This window comes from Vibrio qingdaonensis, assembly GCF_026191675.1.
GTDB classification, from domain to species: domain Bacteria; phylum Pseudomonadota; class Gammaproteobacteria; order Enterobacterales; family Vibrionaceae; genus Vibrio; species Vibrio qingdaonensis.
Genome location: NZ_JAKRRY010000014.1, coordinates 51,084 through 69,497, shown reverse-complemented (window position 1 = coordinate 69,497; position 18,414 = coordinate 51,084). Strand labels below are relative to the sequence as shown.

The following is an 18,414-nucleotide window of genomic DNA, read 5'->3' as shown; positions in this document are numbered from 1 at the left end:
TGAGTGCTTGTATCCCTAAATATCAACTCTTAGTCTAGTGTTACGACCATGAATAAGCTGTATGAATATTGTAATTGTACGTGAATGTGACGACTTTCACCCAATCAAAACGCATCGTCATAAAAACTAAAGACTTATCATCATCGATGAAGTTCAAATAATCAAAAATTATTTTGCGCAATGTTGTAAAAATGTAAACGGTAGTTTGATTTATTAACCTCAGTGTAATAATCTGGTCAGACCACAATTATAAAAGCAAAGTGAAGTCTGCCATGTACCCAAATCTATTAAAACCGCTCGACTTAGGATTCACTCAACTGCGAAATCGCGTCTTGATGGGCTCTATGCACACGGGCCTCGAAGAGCATAAAGAAGGCTTGCAAAAACTCGCTGCGTTCTACGAAGAGCGTGCTAAAGGTGGGGTTGGACTGATAGTCACGGGCGGGTTTTCTCCGAATTTACGTGGTCGCCTTGCGCCATTTGCCGCTGAATTTAGTAAGCCTAAGCATGCAAAAGCTCACAAAGTCGTGACAGAAGCGGTACATAAACATGGCGGCAAGATTGCGTTGCAAATTCTGCATGCAGGTCGCTATGGTTACCATCCTTTTACGCAAAGTGCCTCGAAAATAAAATCCCCTATTTCTCCTTTTACACCAAGTGAAATCAGCAGTCGTCAAATTTGGAAAACCATCGACGCTTACGCAAACAGCGCCGCTTTAGCGCAAAGTGCCGGCTACGATGGTGTGGAAATTATGGGCTCTGAAGGCTATTTCATTAACCAGTTCATCTGCAAACGTACTAACGTGCGCTATGACGAATGGGGGGGCAGCTATGAAAATCGTATCCGCTTAGCGGTAGAAGTGGTTAAGGCTGTGCGAGCTGCCGTGGGTGAAGAGTTTATTATCATTTTCCGCTTGTCGATGCTCGATTTGGTTGAGCAAGGCAGTACATTTGATGAAGTTATTCAGCTTGGGAAAGCGCTTGAAGAAGCCGGCGTTACCATTATCAATAGTGGTATTGGTTGGCATGAAGCAAAAGTACCTACTATTGCCACTCAGGTTCCAAGAGCCGCGTTTACTTGGGTGACAGAGAAAGTACGTCCTCACTTAAAGTGCCAGTCATCACGACAAACCGCATTAATACGCCAGAAGAAGCAGAACGCGTGTTAGCTGCAGGGCATGCGGATATGGTATCGATGGCCAGACCGTTTTTGGCGGATCCTAATTTTGTTAAAAAGGCTGAGCAGAACCAATCGCAGCTAATCAATACCTGTATTGGTTGTAACCAAGCCTGTTTGGATAATGCCTTTAAAGGCAAACGCGCGACGTGTTTGGTTAACCCACAAGCGTGTTACGAAACCGAATTGGTGATTGGCAATGCGGCTCAATCTAAAAACATCGCCGTTGTGGGCGCGGGGCCTGCTGGCCTTGCTTGTGCCACGATGTTAGCTGAGAAAGGTCATTCTGTTGATTTGTTTGAAAAGAGCGATCGTATTGGTGGGCAGTTCCGCTTAGCGATGCAGATTCCGGGCAAAGAAGAATTTCGTGAAACCATCCGTTACTTCGCTAATCGTATCGATGAAACAGGTGTCAAACTGCACTTGGAAACCGAAGCCAATGCTGATTTACTCAAAGAATACGACGAAGTTGTCATGGCCTCAGGGGTAAAACCAAGAATGCCAAAACTGGAAGGCATTGATCATCCAGAAAAAGTTATTGATTATCAAACTCTGATCCGTGACAAAGTGTATGCAGGGGAAAACGTGGCGATTATGGGCGCTGGTGGTATTGGTGTTGATGTCGCTTCGATGTTGACTGAGCCTGTTGGCCATACACTGGATGACTGGTTGCATGAATGGGGTGTCGATACTCAAGTGGAACATCCCGGCGGCTTGTATCCTTTCCCTGATACTGTATCTGACACTAATGTTTGGGTCATGCAGCGTAAGCCAGGCCGTGTTGGTAAAGGCCCTGGAAAAACCACGGGTTGGATCCATAAGAAAACGCTAGAGAAGCGTGGCGTTAATCTGCTGGCAAGTGTCACTTATGAAAAAATTGACGATGAAGGATTACACATTAGCGTCAAAGGTGAACACAAGTTGATTCCAGCCGATAAAGTGATTGTATGTGCGGGTCAAGAATCGGTTAAGCCGTTTGAAGAACAGTGGCCGGATTTTGGCGATAAACTTCATGTGATTGGTGGCGCCGATTACGCAGGTGAGTTAGATGCGGTACGAGCCATTCGACAAGGGGTGGAATTAGCGGCAAAACTGTAACGGCGAAGCATTTGATAATCGTTATCAATAGTGATGTTAACTCGTTGACTATTTGTTATTATTAATCAATATGAGATGAATAATAACATCAAGGATGGTTTATGGACGCTTTAGAACTGCTGCTTAACCGACGCTCGATTGCTCGACTAAGCGATCCGGCTCCAGAAGGGGCGGCATTAGAGAACATCATCAAAGCGGGGCTTCGAGCACCAGATCATGGTGGGTTAACGCCTTGGCGCTTTGTTCTCGCGCAAGGAGAAAGCAGGGCTAAACTGGCAAAAATTTTAGAGGAAGCGGCGGTCAACGCAGGTCGTGAAGAGGTAGTGATTGAGAAGGCGAAAAAAGCGCCGTTTCGAGCTCCGCTCGTCATTACTGTGATCGCCAACGTAACCGAACATGAGAAAGTCCCCGCGTTTGAACAGCATCTCTCTGCCGGCTGTGCGGTGCAAGCCATGCAGATGGCGGCAGTGGCGCAGGGGTTCCAGGCATTTTGGCGTTCGGGAAAATGGATGTTTGATGATCATGTTCGTCAGGCGTTCAATGTCAAAGGACAGGACCAGATTGTTGGGTTTCTATATGTTGGTACACCTGGCTGTACGCCAATGAAAGTCCCAGAACGCGATCTATCTAAGTTTGTTGAATTTCTTTAACTGTCTATTTATACAGTTTTTCTTGATTAATAAAGGTAAGCTTGGTTAAGCTTACCTTTTCTTTTATCAGTATATTTCTTATGACACGTCTATTTATTGCAGAGAAACCCAGTTTAGGTCGCGCAATTGCGGCGGCTTTGCCTAATCCTCAGAAAAAGGGAGAGGGCTTTATTCAGTGTGGTAATGGTGATGTGGTGACTTGGTGTATCGGACATCTACTCGAGCAAGTTGAGCCCGATGTTTACGATGACCGATATAAGAAATGGAACATACTCGATCTCCCTATTATCCCAGACCAGTGGCAATTGCGGCCAAGAAAGTCCGCAGCCAAACAACTTTCCGTCGTCAAAAAACTGGTCAAGCAAGCGGATTCTTTAGTGAATGCTGGCGACCCAGATAGAGAAGGGCAATTGCTTGTTGATGAAGTTATCGATTATTGCAAAGTCAGCAAAGCGAAAAAAGACGCTGCACAGAGACTGTTGATTAGCGATCTAAACCTACCTGCTGTTAAGAAAGCTATTGGTGCCATGCGCATGAATAAAGAGTTTGTGCCGTTGTCAGTGTCGGCATTAGCGCGTTCAAGAGCAGACTGGCTGTATGGGATGAATATGTCCCGAGCGTACACCTTGCTTGGGCAAAAAGCTGGCTATCAGGGTGTGTTGTCTGTTGGGCGAGTGCAAACGCCAGTATTGGGGCTGGTGGTTCGTCGTGATGACGAAATTGCCAATTTTATCCCTAAGGACTACTTTACTCTGCATGCATTAATCCCATTTCAAGATAGCCAAGACTCGTTTGATATTCGTGCTCGCTGGAAACCAAGTGAAGCGTGTAAGCCATGGCAAGATGAAGAAGGGCGCGTATTGAACCGTAAATTGGTTGAAAACGTGGCGAATCGTATCCAAGGTCAGCCCGCAAAAGTGGTGAAGTCTGAACATAAATCCACTAAGCAAAATGCACCTTTACCGTATTCTTTATCGGCATTACAAATTGACGCGGCAAAACGCTATAACATGAGTGCTCAGCAGGTGCTGGATGTCTGTCAGGCATTGTATGAAAAACATAAGTTGATTACCTATCCACGCTCTGACTGTCGTTACTTGCCTAACGATCACTTCTATCAAGCTAACGATGTGTTAGCCGCGATTAAAAATAACAGTAAAGCTTACGCCAGTAGTGTCGATGGTGCGGACAGCAGTCGAAAATCCAAAGCATGGAATAACAGTAAAGTAGATGCACACCATGCCATTATTCCAACGCCTAAAAAGACCAGTAGCGTACTTTCTAGCTATGAAGAGAATGTTTATGGCTTGATTGCCCGTCAATATGTGATGCAGTTTTATCCGCCAGCGGTTTACGCAGAAGCGATGCTTGAATTTGATATCCAAGGTGGTCACTTTGTTTCTAAAGGAAAGCGACTTCAAGAGCCGGGATGGCGGGCATTACTTGGCAAGCAATCGGATGACAAAGAGGACGGCGTCGATGCGGTACCACCATTACCTGTAGGTACAGAGCTTGTCTGCCGAGAAGGACTGATTTTAGAGAAAAAAACTGAACCCCCTAGGCACTTTACTGAAGCTACACTGCTACAAGCGATGACAGGCATCGGAAGGTTTGTCGTCGATCCTTCTTTAAAGAAAATACTTAAAGAAACCGATGGTATCGGTACGGAAGCGACGCGGGCCGGTATTTTGGACACGCTATTCAAACGGCAGCTATTAAAGCGTGAAGGCAAGTCGGTACTTGGTTCTCCTGCTGGTAGGGGGTTGGTTTATGCGCTACCGGATGAGTCGACTTACCCTGATATGACCGCACATTGGGAACATCAGCTCCAAGGCATGGCAGAAAAAACGCATTCCTATTCACCGTTTATGTCGGGTTTGACTGAAAAAATGGTTCAGTTAATGCTACGAGTAAAAGAAGGACCGGTGCCGGAGTCACTAAGAAACTTACCTAAAGTTGAAAGACCCGCTTATAAGAAGCGCCGAAAGCCTACAACGAGAAAAAAAGCGAAGTAATGGTGTGCTTCGCTTAGTCCTGTTGTTAATTGGAACGTGACATGACGTTGTTTGAAGGGCTAGATGTAGGCTACCAAGGCAGTGCTTTGCCATCAAAATTGAGAAATCGTCCAGAGTCTTCGGTTTGAGCGGATTGAATAACAGAAAACAACCCTTGAGCTGACGTTTGTGTTGAAATCAGCGCATTAGGCCCACCCATTGCGGTTTGTACCCAGCCGGGATGCAATGCTAATACCGTAAAGCCCTGGTTGGTTAAATCGTTACTTAGGCTCTTTACGACCGAGTTGAGTGCCGCTTTCGATGAGCGATAGATGTAGCCACCCCCTGACGTATTTTCCGTCATGCTGCCTACTTTGGATGATAAACAAATGATTTTTTTAACCGACGAAGCTTGCAGCTTGGGGTAGAGCATCTCGACGAGCTTAAGAGGGGCGATGGTGTTGACTTCAAAAACACGGCGCCACTCTTCGGGATCAGTATGCCCAAGTCCAATGTGGTTTGACTGATCCTTTTTGGGGCCATAATAGCCTGCGTTGTTGATGACGATATCTATCGTTGGGAGCCCCTTTGCAAATGTTGCAACGTCGTCGTATTGGGTGACATCTAACCGATACAGTTGCAAGCGTTGATGCTCTTGCTCAAGGGTCAATAGCTCTTGTGATGTTGATACGGAACGGTAGGTGGCGTGTACTTGGTAGTCTTGTGCGAGAAATTGTTTGGTTAGCGCCAAGCCTATTCCTCTATTTGCACCTGTAATGAGTACGGTTTTCATCTGCTTCTCCTAGCGTTAAGATATGACTATCACTTTGTAGTTAACTAACGATGCCGGACATGCCAGTTCCCTTAATTTATCATCATATCTATTCTGACTTACCACTGCCAGAAGGGCATCGATATCCCATTAATAAATATCGCTTGTTATATCAGGCGATTGACTCTCAATATTTACAGACAGAACTACCGCCCTTTGAGCTATTCGAGCCCATTGCTATTAATGCGACTCAGCTAACCCAAGTACATTGTCCTGATTACATTGACGCGTTACTACAAGGTACGCTTCCTGCGGCAAAAATGCGTCGTATTGGCTTTCCTTGGAGCCAGGCTCTGATTGAACGTACCTTAACGTCTGCTGGTGGAACATGCCTAGCGGTTGAAAAAGCGTTGGATCACGGTGTCGCGATTCACCTTAGTGGCGGATATCATCATGCACACTATGATTATGGCAGCGGATTTTGCTTGGTTAATGACTTAGCATTGGCGGCGCAGCATGCTTTAACGTCGGGAGTAGAAAAAGTACTGATTATTGATAGTGATGTTCATCAAGGAGACGGCACCGCGACGCTGATGGCTGATAACCCTCAGGTGGTGACCTTGTCTTTTCATTGTGAGAAAAATTTCCCAGCACGTAAACCCGCCTCAGATTTAGATGTTCCCTTGGTAAAGGGTCTTGGTGATCAGGCATTTTTAGCGACTTTCAAAGAGGTGGTCGACCTTGCATTGCGACTCCACAATCCAGATTTGGTTATTTACGATGCAGGAGTCGATATTCATATTGACGATGAACTCGGGTATTTAAATGTCACGACAGAGGGTATTGCGAAACGCGACGAGTGGATATTGGCTCGCTGCCTCGAAGCGCACATACCTATAGCCTGTGTGATTGGTGGTGGCTATCGGAGCCAACATAGCGATCTCATTCCAGTACATATGAACTTGATCAATGCCGCTAATAAACTTTGGGGACATAAGGTATGAAACACCGCATTCGCGCGGCAGGCATTGCCATCAATGGCGATGAGATTTTGCTACTACGAGTAAAAGATCCCTATTCAGGGGAGTATTGGATACCGCCTGGAGGTGGTTTGGAAAGCTCGGACCAAAGCAGTAAGCATGCCCTCATTAGAGAGTATAAAGAAGAAACCGGGTTGGATGTCGATGTAGGTGAGTTGCTTTTCATTCGTGAATTTCTTGAAACTTCACGTGATACGTATCATGTCGAGTTGTTTTATCAGATTAGCCGTTGGGAGGGTGAGCTGAGTTTGTCAAACTTAGATGGTCTCAATGACCAATCCTATATCCATGCGGTTGAATGGGTACCATTATCTCAATTAGCGTCGATGAAAACTTTTCCGAGTGACATACATGAGAAAATTTTGCCTTTGATTGAACAACAGCTGCACTCTTATCATCTTGGTAGTTTTGTCCAAGGCTGTGATGATGAAGTGAATCGACTGGATTAAGTGAGAAGAGGGCGCTATTATGCTCCGCTTCATAATATAGACGAGTAACCGCTGCGATGAACCGTAAGAAAAAGATCAATCAAATACATAAAGCTAGAATGAAAAAAGCCAACGCAAAGAAGCATACGAGCAATAAGCCTCGTTATATTTCTAAAGCTGACCGCGCAAAAATGGAAGCGGAGCAAGCGGCACTAGATTCGGCGCAAGCAGAAAACACTCAAGAGCAAGACGCGGCTGAACAAGACGCAACCTCTGTTCCTCAGGACAACACTATCGAGTCGTAACGCACAATGTGCACCTTGCTGGCAAGACTCACATCCATGTGTAATAGCAAGCTTGTTATCTATTACACGTAATTTGTTAGCAGTAACTCTCTTTAGTCGTCAATCTCGTCAATACTATCGCATTATTGCTCAGCTCTTAGCTGAGCAATAATGACCGAGGTCTATTTTCGCTGTCTGGTTATATCCGTTCAGTTATATAAACGCACTTTTATCAATGCACTTTTATCAACGCACTTATATCAATCTAGTTAGATAAGCGAATGCGTGTCGGCTTATCGGACTCTAATTGTAAATGGTCGAATGAATCAAGATTATGATGCTTGATCAGGGCCGCTAGATTATCGACATAAGCTTGTCCTCGGGTTGAGTAGTGTGATAATGCCTGTATCAATTGACGACCCGTTAAGTTGTTTTCGCTTCTCAACTGCTTTCGAAGAAGCCACATGTCTTTGTACGCGTCCGTCGTATTGAGATTATGCATATAGCTAGCCGTACCGGCGAACAAGTTATCAAAAGCAGCCACTTTGACGTGCCCTCCAGGTGTGGTGAGATACTTGCCCCCGCGTGAAGATAGATGTTCACCGTAGAGGTTACTGCCTTCAATTGCGAAATGACTGGTTCCCCAACCGCTTTCATCAATGCCTTGCGCTAGCGCCATCCCTACCGGAATAATGTCCACCTGAAGTAGTAAGTCTTCAATTTTCCCTGACTTGACGTCGTAGTCTTTAAGAAGGCTCTCTACCCATTGTCGTTCCGCTTTGCTCCAATTCGTTTGAGGACGTTTCTCAATTGTAAGTAACGTTTGCCTAACGTCGAGAATATGCTGATTTACCTCGCTAATTGTTGGTAGCAATAGGCGGATGAAGCCAGACGTTTTTTGTTTCACTGGAAGCGAGTTTAAGTCATGAGGAAGCGTCTCAACATAGATGGCCGGTAGCGTGTGAGACTGAGCAAGGCCAGCCAATGTATAGTCATATTGCTCGAATTCTTTGAGCAGCGTTTGGGCTGATTTTAATGTCGTCACCGCAACATCGGGGTAGGGGTGCTGAATTTTATTGGGTGGTGATGGGAAATGGTCAGATGCGATAGCGCCGGTTGCCATCATTGATACCAAGAAAAAGATACCTGCGAAGATTTTTTGAATGAAAGACATAAAGCTTGTTCCTTGTTGATAATAGTCCAACCTCAGACTAATCAGATCACCGTAGTATAGACCGGAAAGACAACAAACATATCAATTACAGATTGTATTTATCTCTCTCGAAAATTTTAACCTCGATAGCAAACCGTTGCGCCCGTGATCTTCCTCGAGGCTACTTTGAATGAGTAACACAGTGTTGTGTTTTATCTATTTAAAGGAAGAACTATGGTTAAACAATTATCGGCCATGATGCGAAAAGCCTTGAGCGTATCTAGCACGCTAGTCGTCACATATGGTCTGAGCTTTTCTGCTTTGGCGCTAGTGAACGATCAGACTGAACTACCCGTTATATCGAATACCATTAGTATGAATACTCAACTGATAGCGAGTGGCCTCGTAGAGCAGCAACAATTGGAAGGGGAAACCAACACGCTGTCTTTCTCTGAACCTGGCGCGAGCTTTATAAAGGTTCACTTTAGCCAAGTATCACTGCCTGATGGTGCCGTACTCGAGATTTCGGATCCAGAAAGAGATGAGGTCTACCAGTATAGTCGCACTCACAATACTCCTAGAACATGGGATAGCAACCGAGGAGACGATGGTATTCATCAATTCTATGCGATGTCGATAGAAGGGGATGCCGTTGAAATTCGTTTAGTGGCAAGTAATGTCAAAGAGCAAGCTAGCGTTACGGTTGACTATCTACAAGTCGGCTTGCCCGTTGAGCAAGTAGAGCAGGTCATCAATTTGGGTCCGGCTGGTGAGGAGTCTATCTGTGGCTCGGATAACAAACAACCAGCAGCGTGTTATGCCAATAGCTATAGTAATGAGTATCAACACTCAAAGCCAGTTGCACGCTTGTTGATTGGCGGGCGAAGTTTGTGCACCGCATGGCGAGTTGGACCTGATAACACCATGATGACAAATAATCACTGTATTGAGTCAGCGGCAGAAGCTGCGAATACAGAGGTATGGTTTAACTATCAGCTAGCAAGTTGCAACGGTGCGAAAGCGTCAACAGTGAAAGTGCAAGCTAATCAACTGTTGGAAACTGGCACAACGTTAGACTACACCTTGTTTAATGTGAACAACTTTGCGGCGATTCAGTCATTCGGATATTTAGGTTTAGATCCTCGTATTCCTTCGCAATCAGAGACTATCTACATACCACAGCATCCCGGAGGACGTTTGAAAGAGCTGGGCGTGGTAATGGATACGTCTGGAACACGATGCCAAGTAGACCAACCTGTCATTGATGGACGAGGCGCTGGCACGGATGCTGGGTATTTATGTGATACTGAAGGAGGTTCATCTGGCTCTCCAGTTGTCGCATTACGCAGTAACAAAGTCATTGCGCTGCATCATTTAGGTGGATGCTATAACAAAGGGGCGCACATTAGTAAAATATGGCCAAAAATCGCCAGCCATTTCCCTGCAGGGATCCCAGATAGCCAAGTGAATAGCGGTGGTACTCAGCAAGCGCCTTTCGCTAAGGCTGATATCCAATGTGAGCAGCGTCAGTGTCGTTTTGATGCCTCTCAGTCATTGGATAGCGATGGGAGCATCGTAACTTACAGCTGGAAGTTTGGCGATGGTTCCACTGCATCATCGCCTACAACGTCGCACAGCTACGCGATTGATGGACAGTACGCGGTAACGCTCACGGTGATCGATAATAGTGGTCTATCGGATGCCGTGACGCAGACCATAGCGGTACAGGCGAATACTGGTGGCGGCAGTTGCTCTAACTTGCAAGTTTGGAGCAGTAGTGAGGTGTACCTTGGTGGTGATCGAGTACAGTATGCTGGGCATCAGTATGAAGCGAAGTGGTGGACAAAAGGCGACGACCCTGAGACACATTCATCTCAATGGAGTGTATGGAAGAAAATAGATGCTTGTATCTAAATGATGTGGTTTTGATGATTTTACGGTGGTTGTCTAAATTCATAATACGCTAGAAAGCAAAAAGCCCGCTGATAATCAGCAGGCTTTTTTAATGTGGCGGAGGGATAGGGATTTGAACCCTAGAAGGGCTATTAACCCTTGCCGGTTTTCAAGACCGGTGCTTTCGACCACTCAGCCATCCCTCCGTTGTTGCAGCGTATATTAATGCCCATCTTACTCTTTGTAAACCCTTTTTAATCCAAAAAATACGATTAATCGCTGTTGGGTTAAAAAGTGAGCTTAGATGTCTATTACTTATACAAAACTATCTAAAAACCCCAAGTATTGCTACTTGGGGCTAAATAATGGTCGGATATACTGGATTCGAACCAGTGACCCCCACTCCCCCAGAGTGGTGCGCTACCAAGCTGCGCTAATATCCGATGGGAATAATTTAAACGATCAATTATGCGTTGGTCAACACTATTATAGATATAAACCTTTGTTTTACTGACTTTTGGAGTAGAAACGCTGTAACTCGGTAAAGCCTTGCATCAGTATCGGTAAGCGAGGGTTTTTATCGTCAAGTTTCTGGTAATCTCGATCATAAAGGCTGTAGTTACCAAATTTGTCGACGACCGTGGTGTCATTGTCGGTGATCAACGCCAGCTCTTTTGTATCTCCTGCAATGATCCACTTGCGCTTTCTTTCATCAAACAGGTTACGTCCACTGCTGTAGTTTTTAGCGTTGGTCGAAACACCACTTAAATCCTGCATGATGGTAACGGGGACATCGAGGTGGCTAGTCATATGAGTATAATCCGCCGCCAACTTACCAGGCCAATGTATCACTAAAGGAACCTTTAATTGGTATTGGCTGTAATTAGTATTTGAACCCCAACTGCGGCTTTTTGTTTCATTAAATTCTGTACCATGGTTGGAGGTGAGAATTACAATGGTATTGTCCAGCAACTTTTGGTCGACAAGTGTTTGCAGTATTTTTCCGAATTCAAAATCGGCAGCGCTTGCAGCGGCCGAATAGGCGGCAATGAATTGTTGCTCAGGTGAAAGGTTTGCTTTCACGGGTTGATAGTTGTCAAAACTATCAACCGTAGTCAGTTCTATATAACTAAACCAAGGCTCACTTCCATCGCTAATAAGGGATTGTTGCCAGCGTTCAATTGCTGCGTTATCACTGATGGGGATTTCCGAGGGGGTGCCATCGGTATTTTTCGATATATCAACCCACGGGTAATTCCTAAAAATGGTATCTCGGTAAAGGTCATCTTCGAAGTTGTCACCGCTAAAGAGCTTAAAGGCATACCCTTGTTTTCGCAGTGTCGATAAAAATAACGGCGGCGTACCTTGCGATTTAATGCTACTCGCATAGCTGGTTGGAATACCATACATTAGGCCAAACACACCAAAATCGTCGTTACTTGAGCTGTAATGATTCAAGAAGTTTTGGTTATTTAGCGAAAAACCATAGCTAACAGGCATCACGTCCGGCGACAACATGTCACTTCGTAAATTATTGATACTAACGATCAGCACATTGAGGTTTTCAGAGCGGCGGTTGAACTCAATTTCAGACAGTGGGTAAGAGACGAGATCGACCGAACCTTCATTATCTTTTAATTTTTGTAAGTACTCTTCGCGATCAAGCAGGCCATGCTTTTCCATAAATGACTTGGCAGTCATAGGATAAGAAAGTGGGAAGTTTGCCTTTTGCACAGTAATTGGATTGTAAAAATAGGCATCTGCCCAAATGAAAATCAAATGACTAGATATAAAGCATAGGAAAAACAGCGCCGAAATAGGGCGACCGATGTGAGTGTGCGATAGTTTGCGTTGTTTACGCCATACCCATTCCGACAGCGCAAGTTGCGCGAGGAAAATAGGGGGTAACACAATAAATAGGTGCTGTAGGTCGCTACTGACAGGGCTACTTTCATCGCCAAACAACAGCTCCCAAACTACGGGAGACAAGTGTAGATTGATGGTTTGATAAGCTTGAGTATCAATGAGCAGAACCGTTAAGCCGAAAGTGGCAAAACAAACGGCAATTAACCGGAACAGTTTTCGAGATGGAATAATAAACGTCAGCGGGAACAGTATGAGCAAATAGAGTGCAAATACGAGAAACCCAAAGTGACCAACCCATGAGGTCAGAAGATAAATCTGACCAAATAGGGTGTCCGGCCACGGAGACGCGGAAATATAGCGAGTACCTACTAGCATCGCTGCAATGATATTGAAGAACGCGAACCAGTGTCCCCAACCTACGAGTCGGGAGACGCGCTCACCGTATGAATTTCCGCTATCTACCATTTGCCGTTATTGATTCCGTGCCTAAATTAGTATTGTTCTCACGCTTCTACAGAAGAAATCAGAGCTTTAGAGAATTTTTCCGCAATTGCTGCTCGTTGTGAAGGCGCAACATCGTTATTTAAGACATTGGTTGCGATATTTCCTGCAATCATTAGTGAAAGTTCGGCGCCAGCGCCGTGTTTGTCAAGCACTGCTGCGATTTCGGTTAAAATTTGTTCTACTTGTTGGTCGGTATATTTCGATGTAATTGGCATAAAGACTCTGCTAATGATAATGAAAGCGGCTTATGATACCCTACTCTGCATCACAAACGAAACAGCAACGATAATAATTTCACTATGAGTTTGAACCTATCTAACGTTATTTTACACCAGTTAGCGATAAATGAGCAGGAAGAGCTAACCGTCCACTATCGCGATGAACTACTTCCTAATGATAGCGCAACAGAAAACCTTGTGGCTGAACTGCATCGAGTCTTTAATGCAAAGGCGGGTAAGGGCTTTGGTGCATTTAAAAATGACAGTGATTTTCAGGTATGGCTTAACGAGCTAAAAAATGGTGAGAAAGATTTTTATTCGTTCTCTCAAGATAGTGCCCAACGTCTTAAAACCGAGCTTGCCAAGTACCCCTTTGCGGATGCCGGCACATTAGTAATGGCACAATATCAGTCGCTTGCTACTGAGTACTTGTTCATTGGTTTATTACCGTCGTATAACAGCTTGCAAATCACCGAAGGTTTGAACATTGGCGCTATTGATTATTTAGATATCGGTAAAATGGATATCGTTGCTCGTATCGATTTGACCAGCTATGACGTTGATAAAAACTCGAATCGTTATTTGACGTACATTAAGGGTCGAGTCGGTCGTAAGGTTGCTGATTTCTTCTTAGATTTCCTGCAGGCTGAAGTTGGATTAGATACCAAACAGCAAAATACAATTTTGATGCAGGCGGTGGAAGACTTCTGTGCTGATGCGCAACTTGATAAAGAAGAGACCGTTAGTTATAAAAAGCAAGTTTACGAGTACTGTAACGAACAGCTTAAAACGGGTGATGAGGTTCAGGTTCGAGAACTGTCTGGAGAGCTACCTGCCAATGAGGGCTCTTCATTTCTTGATTACACGCAAGAGCAGGGCTATGAATTGGAAGAAAGTTTTCCTGCCGATCGCTCAACGGTGCGTAAACTCACTAAGTTTGTTGGTGCGGGCGGTGGTTTGAATCTCAGCTTTGATAGCTTGTTATTAGGTGAGCGCGTCTTTTATGATCCTGAAACAGACACATTGACCATCAAAGGCACACCACCTAATTTGCGAGACCAGTTGAGTCGTAATCGTTAACGTCCTAACATTGTCTTTATAAAGCGTTACGTTTAGGTAGCGCTTTTAGTCTTCGTCATACCAAGGAAGGGCTGTCGTTGTTGAAATATCGTAAGTCTTTATTTCGTGCCACTATTTTTACGTTGTTCGTGTGGGCCATTGTTGTCGCAGTGGTGCTTCGAGTATCGTTTAAAGAAGACCAAGCAACGAAGTTAGTGGATGAAATATCCATTAGTATCGACAAACTTCGCCAAGTTCTATTTATTCCCCAACCCTATCGCTCTAAAGTGACTCAACAGATTGAATTAGACCTGCAGATAATTTACGCACAGACCATGCAGTTAAAGGCGTTAACGCAATCTGATATGTCGTCAGATTTCACTCATATGGTTTATCTTCTAGAGCGATTTGTCGAACAATCGGAGCAGCTTTCTCATGATGAGACACGCCTTCAGGCGTTTGTCTCCAATATGAGTGTAGGACTACCAGCACTCACACCGGAAGGGCAACGTCTTAGCCATAAATTGTCTTCTATTGTATTAGAAACTCTATTTAACGATGCCATGGAAGCGCGTCAGGTGTATCTGAAGTTGGAAAGCATCCAGCAAAGTGCTTACAAGCTTCCCCTTCAGGATCAACAAGCTTTGTTGTTATTAAACTCGAAGGCTTCGGTATTATTGGCTCAGTCTGCGAATACAGCATTTTTGCTTGACCGTGTTGTGAATCACCCTGTAGTGAATGAGTTGGCTCAGCGAAGACTGCAATCAGAGACGTATTTAGGCCACCAGTTAGTCATTATATCGGTCTCGAGTTTGTTGGCGTTGCTGATCTTAGTGTTTATTAGCGCCAGGATGGTGAGGATTGGAAAGTTAGACTTATTAAGCTTACGATCTAGTAAGCGAGGTGGAAGTGAATCGCTTGCTGAAGAGCGTACGGTTAAGGAGCCTTTAAGTGGGCATGTTGAAGGAAGCAGTAAAGCCCTCATACCTGAAGCTCTCACACCTAAAGCGGCGACTCACGATACCGCACTATTGAGCGAGGTTTCTAATGGCCACGATGTGACTCGTGCTAAGAACAATAGCACGACAGCAGAGTGTACGTCTGAGACCGACAGTAATTCTACGTCATTTACTGAAAGTGATAACGAATTGGTAGCGCCTGAAACGCTAAGAGCTGAACAAGTAGCAACGGAAGCATTAACAGAACAAGCATTGAATAAAGCGACGTCGGAAGAAATTGTAAATACTGCCGTTATCAATTTTGCCATGATGTTGAATACATTAGATGGTGATAAAGAGTCAGTCTTGATGCTTCTAGAGGTATTTATTAGTGAGCACCGTGATGACGTTAAACGGTTACAAGCGCTCTTAGATAAGGACCACGAGTCTGCAACACGCATTGCTCATACCCTAAAAGGTGTCTCCGGGAGTATCTATGCAGGGGCTTTGCATCAAGTATCGTCAGAGGTTGAGAAAAAGCTTAAGCAAGCGGAGGTGGTCCCAAACGAACTCATCGAAACATTATCCGAAAAACTCAGTCGAGCGGTCGAGTCAGCAGAAGCTTACATTAAGCGAGAACAATCATAATAATGTCGTCGCAATACTCAAATAATCGACTATAAGTATCAATAGCTAACGTCAATCTGACGGTGCTGAGTTATAATTCATTCTCTTTTATATATGTTTTATTGTTGAGGTTGATTCATGGACATTGTGCGGCTTATTCGCAATGTAGGGTTTTATATCACGCTTGTTTTGTTAGCGGGATGCTCACTTTTAGAAGTGAAGTTAGACAGTCAAACCACACCGTTAACTAAGCAAGAGCTTAATATGAGGCTGATGACTCGAGAGTACAGTCGCGAGTTTTTCACCCAAGTAGAGACCACCGCCGATACCTTAACCACCTTGTACCCAGAATCTGACGTGATTAACCAGTCTTATGTTCTCTTATGGAAAATACACGCGGAAGAAGGGTTGCAACAGGCAGCATTTCAAGTATCGCCAACCGCGGGTTTAATTGACTCTTGGGTATTTACCACGCAGATGGCGAACTTTTTTACCGATGGTGAAGGTCAGTCGCTTTTTGCCAGCCAGGATGCCAAGGCCACATCACAAGCGCTTAGCAAAAATATTGATCAGCTAGCTCAATCATTGTTTAAGGGCGACAGTTATCAAACGAGTAAAACATTTGTTGAGAAATTTGCTCGCTTGCATCCCTTTGAGAATCTGACTTTTGCCAGAACACCGGCGTATCGTGAATGGCTTAAAGCACAAGGTATTGACGAAAGTGAAGTGGCTTCAACGTTGGGTACTATGCCGGAGGCATTAGCCGATGTGTCAGATAGGCTGGCGCTGATGTCTGAGCAAACACCTAAGCTAATGACGTGGAAAGCGCAACTGATTGCCCTAAACAGCAATGTGAGCGGCAATGATATTCGTGGTGCATTACAAAGTTTCCAGATGAGTGCGGATGCGTTTCAGGATTTTGTGAGCAATAACCCAGAGTATATGCAAGATCTCGCGCAGAAGATGGCGATTGAACTTCAGCCCTTATTAAATGATTTCGATGCTAAGACCCAAGATAAGCTGACGCAGCTAAGTGCAGAGCGCCAAGCGCTAGACATGATGGTGGCTCGAGAAAGGGATGAATTGATAAAAATGGTCGAACGCGAACGTAAAGAGTTAGCGGTATTGGTTAATACTGAGCGTCGCCTGTTTGCCGACGATTTAGATAAGATCTCTCAAGATGTCGTCACGCTTGCCGTCGATAAGTTAATTCAGTTGATTAAGAGTACGATTCTCTATTTTATTTTATTCATATTAGTTATTTTCTTTGCACCGTTGGGCTTGGGTTATTTCCTAGGCAAAAAGGCACAACAGAAGAAGAATATAAGTTTAGATTCTTAAACGCAGAGCCGCTAGCCCGCTCATACGTTGACCGTCGATTTTGCTAACATCGCAGTAATTTTTATAGAATCGACAGTAAACTGGTTGGGTTTGTTAAAAAATTACTCGGATATTTGAAATTGCGCTTGTTTTCTTGTCTCGAAAATTTTATAGATGGGGGAAGCATTTTAAATATCACATGGAGAGTAATTGGATGAGAGTTGGTTTAGTTGGTTGGCGTGGCATGGTTGGATCGGTATTGATGCAGCGCATGGTCGAAGAAAAAGACTTTGATGTAATCGAACCAGTATTTTACAGCACTTCTCAAATTGGTATCCCTGCGCCTAATTTCGGTAAGGATGCAGGACTACTTCAAGATGCCTATAATATTGATAGCCTCAAACAGCTTGACGCTATCATTACCTGCCAAGGCGGTAGCTACACTGAAAAAGTATACCCTGCGCTTAAGCAGGCCGGTTGGAAAGGCTACTGGATTGATGCCGCTTCAACACTTCGTATGGAAAGCGACGCTATTATCACCTTAGATCCAGTTAACTTGACACAAATTCAAGAAGGCATCCATAAAGGTTTGAACACTTTCGTGGGCGGTAACTGTACCGTAAGTCTGATGCTGCTAGGTCTTGGTGGGCTATTTGAGAAGGGCCTAGTTGAGTGGACGAGTGCCATGACCTATCAAGCCGCTTCTGGCGCAGGTGCAAAGAATATGCGCGAGTTGATTGGTCAAATGGGTGTTGTTAATGACGCCGTGACTTCTGAACTGGCTAACCCTGCAAGCTCTATTTTAGATATTGACCGCAAAGTGGCTGACACCATTCGTTCTTCTTCATTCCCAACAGATCAGTTTGGTGTGCCGCTTGCTGGTTCATTAATCCCATGGATTGATGTGAAACGTGAAAATGGACAGAGCAAAGAGGAATGGAAAGCAGGTGTTGAAGCGAACAAAATCTTAGGTTTGCAAGATAATCCGGTCGCCATTGATGGTACGTGCGTGCGAATCGGTGCGATGCGCTGTCACGCGCAAGCATTGACGATCAAACTCAAGCAAGATGTCCCAATGGATGAAGTTGAAGAGATTATCGCTACTCATAACGATTGGGTTAAAGTCATTCCAAATGAGCGCGATATTACGGCTCAAGAGTTAACGCCAGCGAAAGTAACAGGGACGATGTCTATTCCTGTTGGTCGTCTTCGTAAGATGGCAATGGGTAATGATTTCTTAAACGCGTTCACAGTGGGTGACCAACTGTTATGGGGAGCGGCTGAGCCTCTAAGACGTACACTGCGTATTATCCTATCTCAACGATAATCTCTATCGGATACACATTACGCATAAAAAAAGCGCCTTACGGCGCTTTTTTTATGCTCATAATTT

Annotated in this window: 15 protein-coding genes, 2 tRNA genes and 1 pseudogene; 12 read left to right on the top strand and 6 right to left on the bottom strand. The window is 44.6% G+C overall.

What is annotated here, in order from left to right:
- Positions 1–272: 272 nt before the first annotated feature.
- From MD535_RS26310 to MD535_RS12100, 4 genes and pseudogenes are all read left to right on the top strand, one after another.
- Positions 273–1,192: pseudogene (locus MD535_RS26310) on the top strand (2,4-dienoyl-CoA reductase FMN-binding domain-containing protein); the annotation flags it as partial.
- A complete protein-coding gene (locus tag MD535_RS26305) occupies positions 1,187–2,275 on the top strand; it encodes an FAD-dependent oxidoreductase (protein WP_390902928.1) in 1,089 nt (362 codons plus the stop codon). The pseudogene MD535_RS26310 and the gene MD535_RS26305, both read left to right, overlap by 6 nt.
- A gap of 101 nt (positions 2,276–2,376) precedes the next feature.
- Positions 2,377–2,925, top strand: coding sequence for an NAD(P)H nitroreductase (locus tag MD535_RS12105; protein ID WP_265675275.1), 549 nt, complete (start codon positions 2,377–2,379; stop codon positions 2,923–2,925).
- Positions 2,926–3,005: 80 nt separating this feature from the next.
- Positions 3,006–4,940: a DNA topoisomerase III gene (locus MD535_RS12100; RefSeq protein WP_265675274.1), complete on the top strand. Its 1,935-nt coding sequence runs from the start codon at positions 3,006–3,008 to the stop codon at positions 4,938–4,940.
- A gap of 70 nt (positions 4,941–5,010) precedes the next feature.
- Here MD535_RS12100 and MD535_RS12095 read toward each other — a convergent pair whose 3' ends face one another.
- Positions 5,011–5,712 (bottom strand): SDR family oxidoreductase, encoded by a 702-nt coding sequence (locus MD535_RS12095; protein WP_265675273.1) that lies wholly within the window; start codon positions 5,710–5,712, stop codon positions 5,011–5,013.
- 50 nt (positions 5,713–5,762) lie between these two features.
- Between MD535_RS12095 and MD535_RS12090 the strand changes: the two genes are divergently transcribed.
- From MD535_RS12090 to MD535_RS12080, 3 genes are read left to right on the top strand one after another with little or no spacing between them, the layout of a single operon-like run.
- On the top strand, positions 5,763–6,695 hold the full coding sequence (locus MD535_RS12090; RefSeq protein WP_265675272.1) for a histone deacetylase family protein: 933 nt from the start codon (positions 5,763–5,765) through the stop codon (positions 6,693–6,695).
- Complete coding sequence (locus MD535_RS12085) at positions 6,692–7,180, top strand: NUDIX domain-containing protein (protein WP_265675271.1); 489 nt, start codon at positions 6,692–6,694, stop codon at positions 7,178–7,180. The genes MD535_RS12090 and MD535_RS12085 overlap by 4 nt, the downstream gene beginning before the upstream one ends.
- Before the next feature lie 56 nt (positions 7,181–7,236).
- Positions 7,237–7,464, top strand: a complete 228-nt coding sequence (locus MD535_RS12080) for a DUF2986 domain-containing protein (protein WP_265675270.1) — start codon at positions 7,237–7,239, stop codon at positions 7,462–7,464.
- A gap of 244 nt (positions 7,465–7,708) precedes the next feature.
- Here the strand turns inward: MD535_RS12080 and MD535_RS12075 are convergent, their stop codons facing one another.
- The gene (locus MD535_RS12075) at positions 7,709–8,617 is read right to left on the bottom strand and encodes a glucosaminidase domain-containing protein (protein ID WP_265675269.1); all 909 of its coding nucleotides are present in this window, start codon (positions 8,615–8,617) and stop codon (positions 7,709–7,711) included.
- A 213-nt stretch (positions 8,618–8,830) separates the two neighbouring features.
- Here MD535_RS12075 and MD535_RS12070 point away from each other — a divergent pair, with 213 nt between their 5' ends.
- Complete coding sequence (locus MD535_RS12070; protein WP_265675268.1) at positions 8,831–10,510, top strand: PKD domain-containing protein; 1,680 nt, start codon at positions 8,831–8,833, stop codon at positions 10,508–10,510.
- Positions 10,511–10,604: 94 nt separating this feature from the next.
- On the opposite strand, the gene MD535_RS12065 is transcribed toward MD535_RS12070, so the two are convergent.
- The 4 genes from MD535_RS12065 to MD535_RS12050 form a co-directional block, all read right to left on the bottom strand.
- A tRNA-Ser gene (locus MD535_RS12065) sits at positions 10,605–10,695 on the bottom strand.
- A gap of 160 nt (positions 10,696–10,855) precedes the next feature.
- Positions 10,856–10,932, bottom strand: a tRNA-Pro gene (locus tag MD535_RS12060).
- Between the two features lie 64 nt (positions 10,933–10,996).
- The gene (locus MD535_RS12055) at positions 10,997–12,820 is read right to left on the bottom strand and encodes a DUF3413 domain-containing protein (RefSeq protein WP_265675267.1); all 1,824 of its coding nucleotides are present in this window, start codon (positions 12,818–12,820) and stop codon (positions 10,997–10,999) included.
- A 38-nt stretch (positions 12,821–12,858) separates the two neighbouring features.
- The gene (locus tag MD535_RS12050) at positions 12,859–13,074 is read right to left on the bottom strand and encodes a YejL family protein (protein WP_250616947.1); all 216 of its coding nucleotides are present in this window, start codon (positions 13,072–13,074) and stop codon (positions 12,859–12,861) included.
- An 84-nt stretch (positions 13,075–13,158) separates the two neighbouring features.
- On the opposite strand from MD535_RS12050, the gene yejK reads away from it, so the two are divergent.
- The 4 genes from yejK (at position 13,159) to asd (ending at position 18,348) form a co-directional block, all read left to right on the top strand.
- Positions 13,159–14,157: a nucleoid-associated protein YejK gene (yejK, locus tag MD535_RS12045; protein WP_265675266.1), complete on the top strand. Its 999-nt coding sequence runs from the start codon at positions 13,159–13,161 to the stop codon at positions 14,155–14,157.
- Between the two features lie 77 nt (positions 14,158–14,234).
- Positions 14,235–15,722 carry an Hpt domain-containing protein gene (locus tag MD535_RS12040; protein ID WP_265675265.1) on the top strand — a complete coding sequence of 496 codons (1,488 nt, stop codon included), beginning with the start codon at positions 14,235–14,237 and terminating at the stop codon, positions 15,720–15,722.
- Between the two features lie 117 nt (positions 15,723–15,839).
- Positions 15,840–17,042: a chemotaxis protein gene (locus tag MD535_RS12035; RefSeq protein ID WP_265675264.1), complete on the top strand. Its 1,203-nt coding sequence runs from the start codon at positions 15,840–15,842 to the stop codon at positions 17,040–17,042.
- A 193-nt stretch (positions 17,043–17,235) separates the two neighbouring features.
- On the top strand, positions 17,236–18,348 hold the full coding sequence (gene asd / locus MD535_RS12030) for an aspartate-semialdehyde dehydrogenase (RefSeq protein ID WP_265675263.1): 1,113 nt from the start codon (positions 17,236–17,238) through the stop codon (positions 18,346–18,348).
- Positions 18,349–18,414 lie beyond the last annotated feature (66 nt).

Excerpts from the sequence above, each read along its gene's own strand:
- MD535_RS26305 (WP_390902928.1), top strand. The coding sequence starts at position 1,187 with ATGGTATCGATGGCCAGACCGTTTTTGGCGGATCCTAATTTTGTTAAA.
- MD535_RS12105 (WP_265675275.1), top strand. The coding sequence starts at position 2,377 with ATGGACGCTTTAGAACTGCTGCTTAACCGACGCTCGATTGCTCGACTA.
- MD535_RS12100 (WP_265675274.1), top strand. The coding sequence starts at position 3,006 with ATGACACGTCTATTTATTGCAGAGAAACCCAGTTTAGGTCGCGCAATT.
- MD535_RS12095 (WP_265675273.1), bottom strand. The coding sequence starts at position 5,712 with ATGAAAACCGTACTCATTACAGGTGCAAATAGAGGAATAGGCTTGGCG.
- MD535_RS12090 (WP_265675272.1), top strand. The coding sequence starts at position 5,763 with ATGCCGGACATGCCAGTTCCCTTAATTTATCATCATATCTATTCTGAC.
- MD535_RS12085 (WP_265675271.1), top strand. The coding sequence starts at position 6,692 with ATGAAACACCGCATTCGCGCGGCAGGCATTGCCATCAATGGCGATGAG.
- MD535_RS12080 (WP_265675270.1), top strand. The coding sequence starts at position 7,237 with ATGAACCGTAAGAAAAAGATCAATCAAATACATAAAGCTAGAATGAAA.
- MD535_RS12075 (WP_265675269.1), bottom strand. The coding sequence starts at position 8,617 with ATGTCTTTCATTCAAAAAATCTTCGCAGGTATCTTTTTCTTGGTATCA.
- MD535_RS12070 (WP_265675268.1), top strand. The coding sequence starts at position 8,831 with ATGGTTAAACAATTATCGGCCATGATGCGAAAAGCCTTGAGCGTATCT.
- MD535_RS12055 (WP_265675267.1), bottom strand. The coding sequence starts at position 12,820 with ATGGTAGATAGCGGAAATTCATACGGTGAGCGCGTCTCCCGACTCGTA.
- MD535_RS12050 (WP_250616947.1), bottom strand. The coding sequence starts at position 13,074 with ATGCCAATTACATCGAAATATACCGACCAACAAGTAGAACAAATTTTA.
- yejK (WP_265675266.1), top strand. The coding sequence starts at position 13,159 with ATGAGTTTGAACCTATCTAACGTTATTTTACACCAGTTAGCGATAAAT.
- MD535_RS12035 (WP_265675264.1), top strand. The coding sequence starts at position 15,840 with ATGGACATTGTGCGGCTTATTCGCAATGTAGGGTTTTATATCACGCTT.
- asd (WP_265675263.1), top strand. The coding sequence starts at position 17,236 with ATGAGAGTTGGTTTAGTTGGTTGGCGTGGCATGGTTGGATCGGTATTG.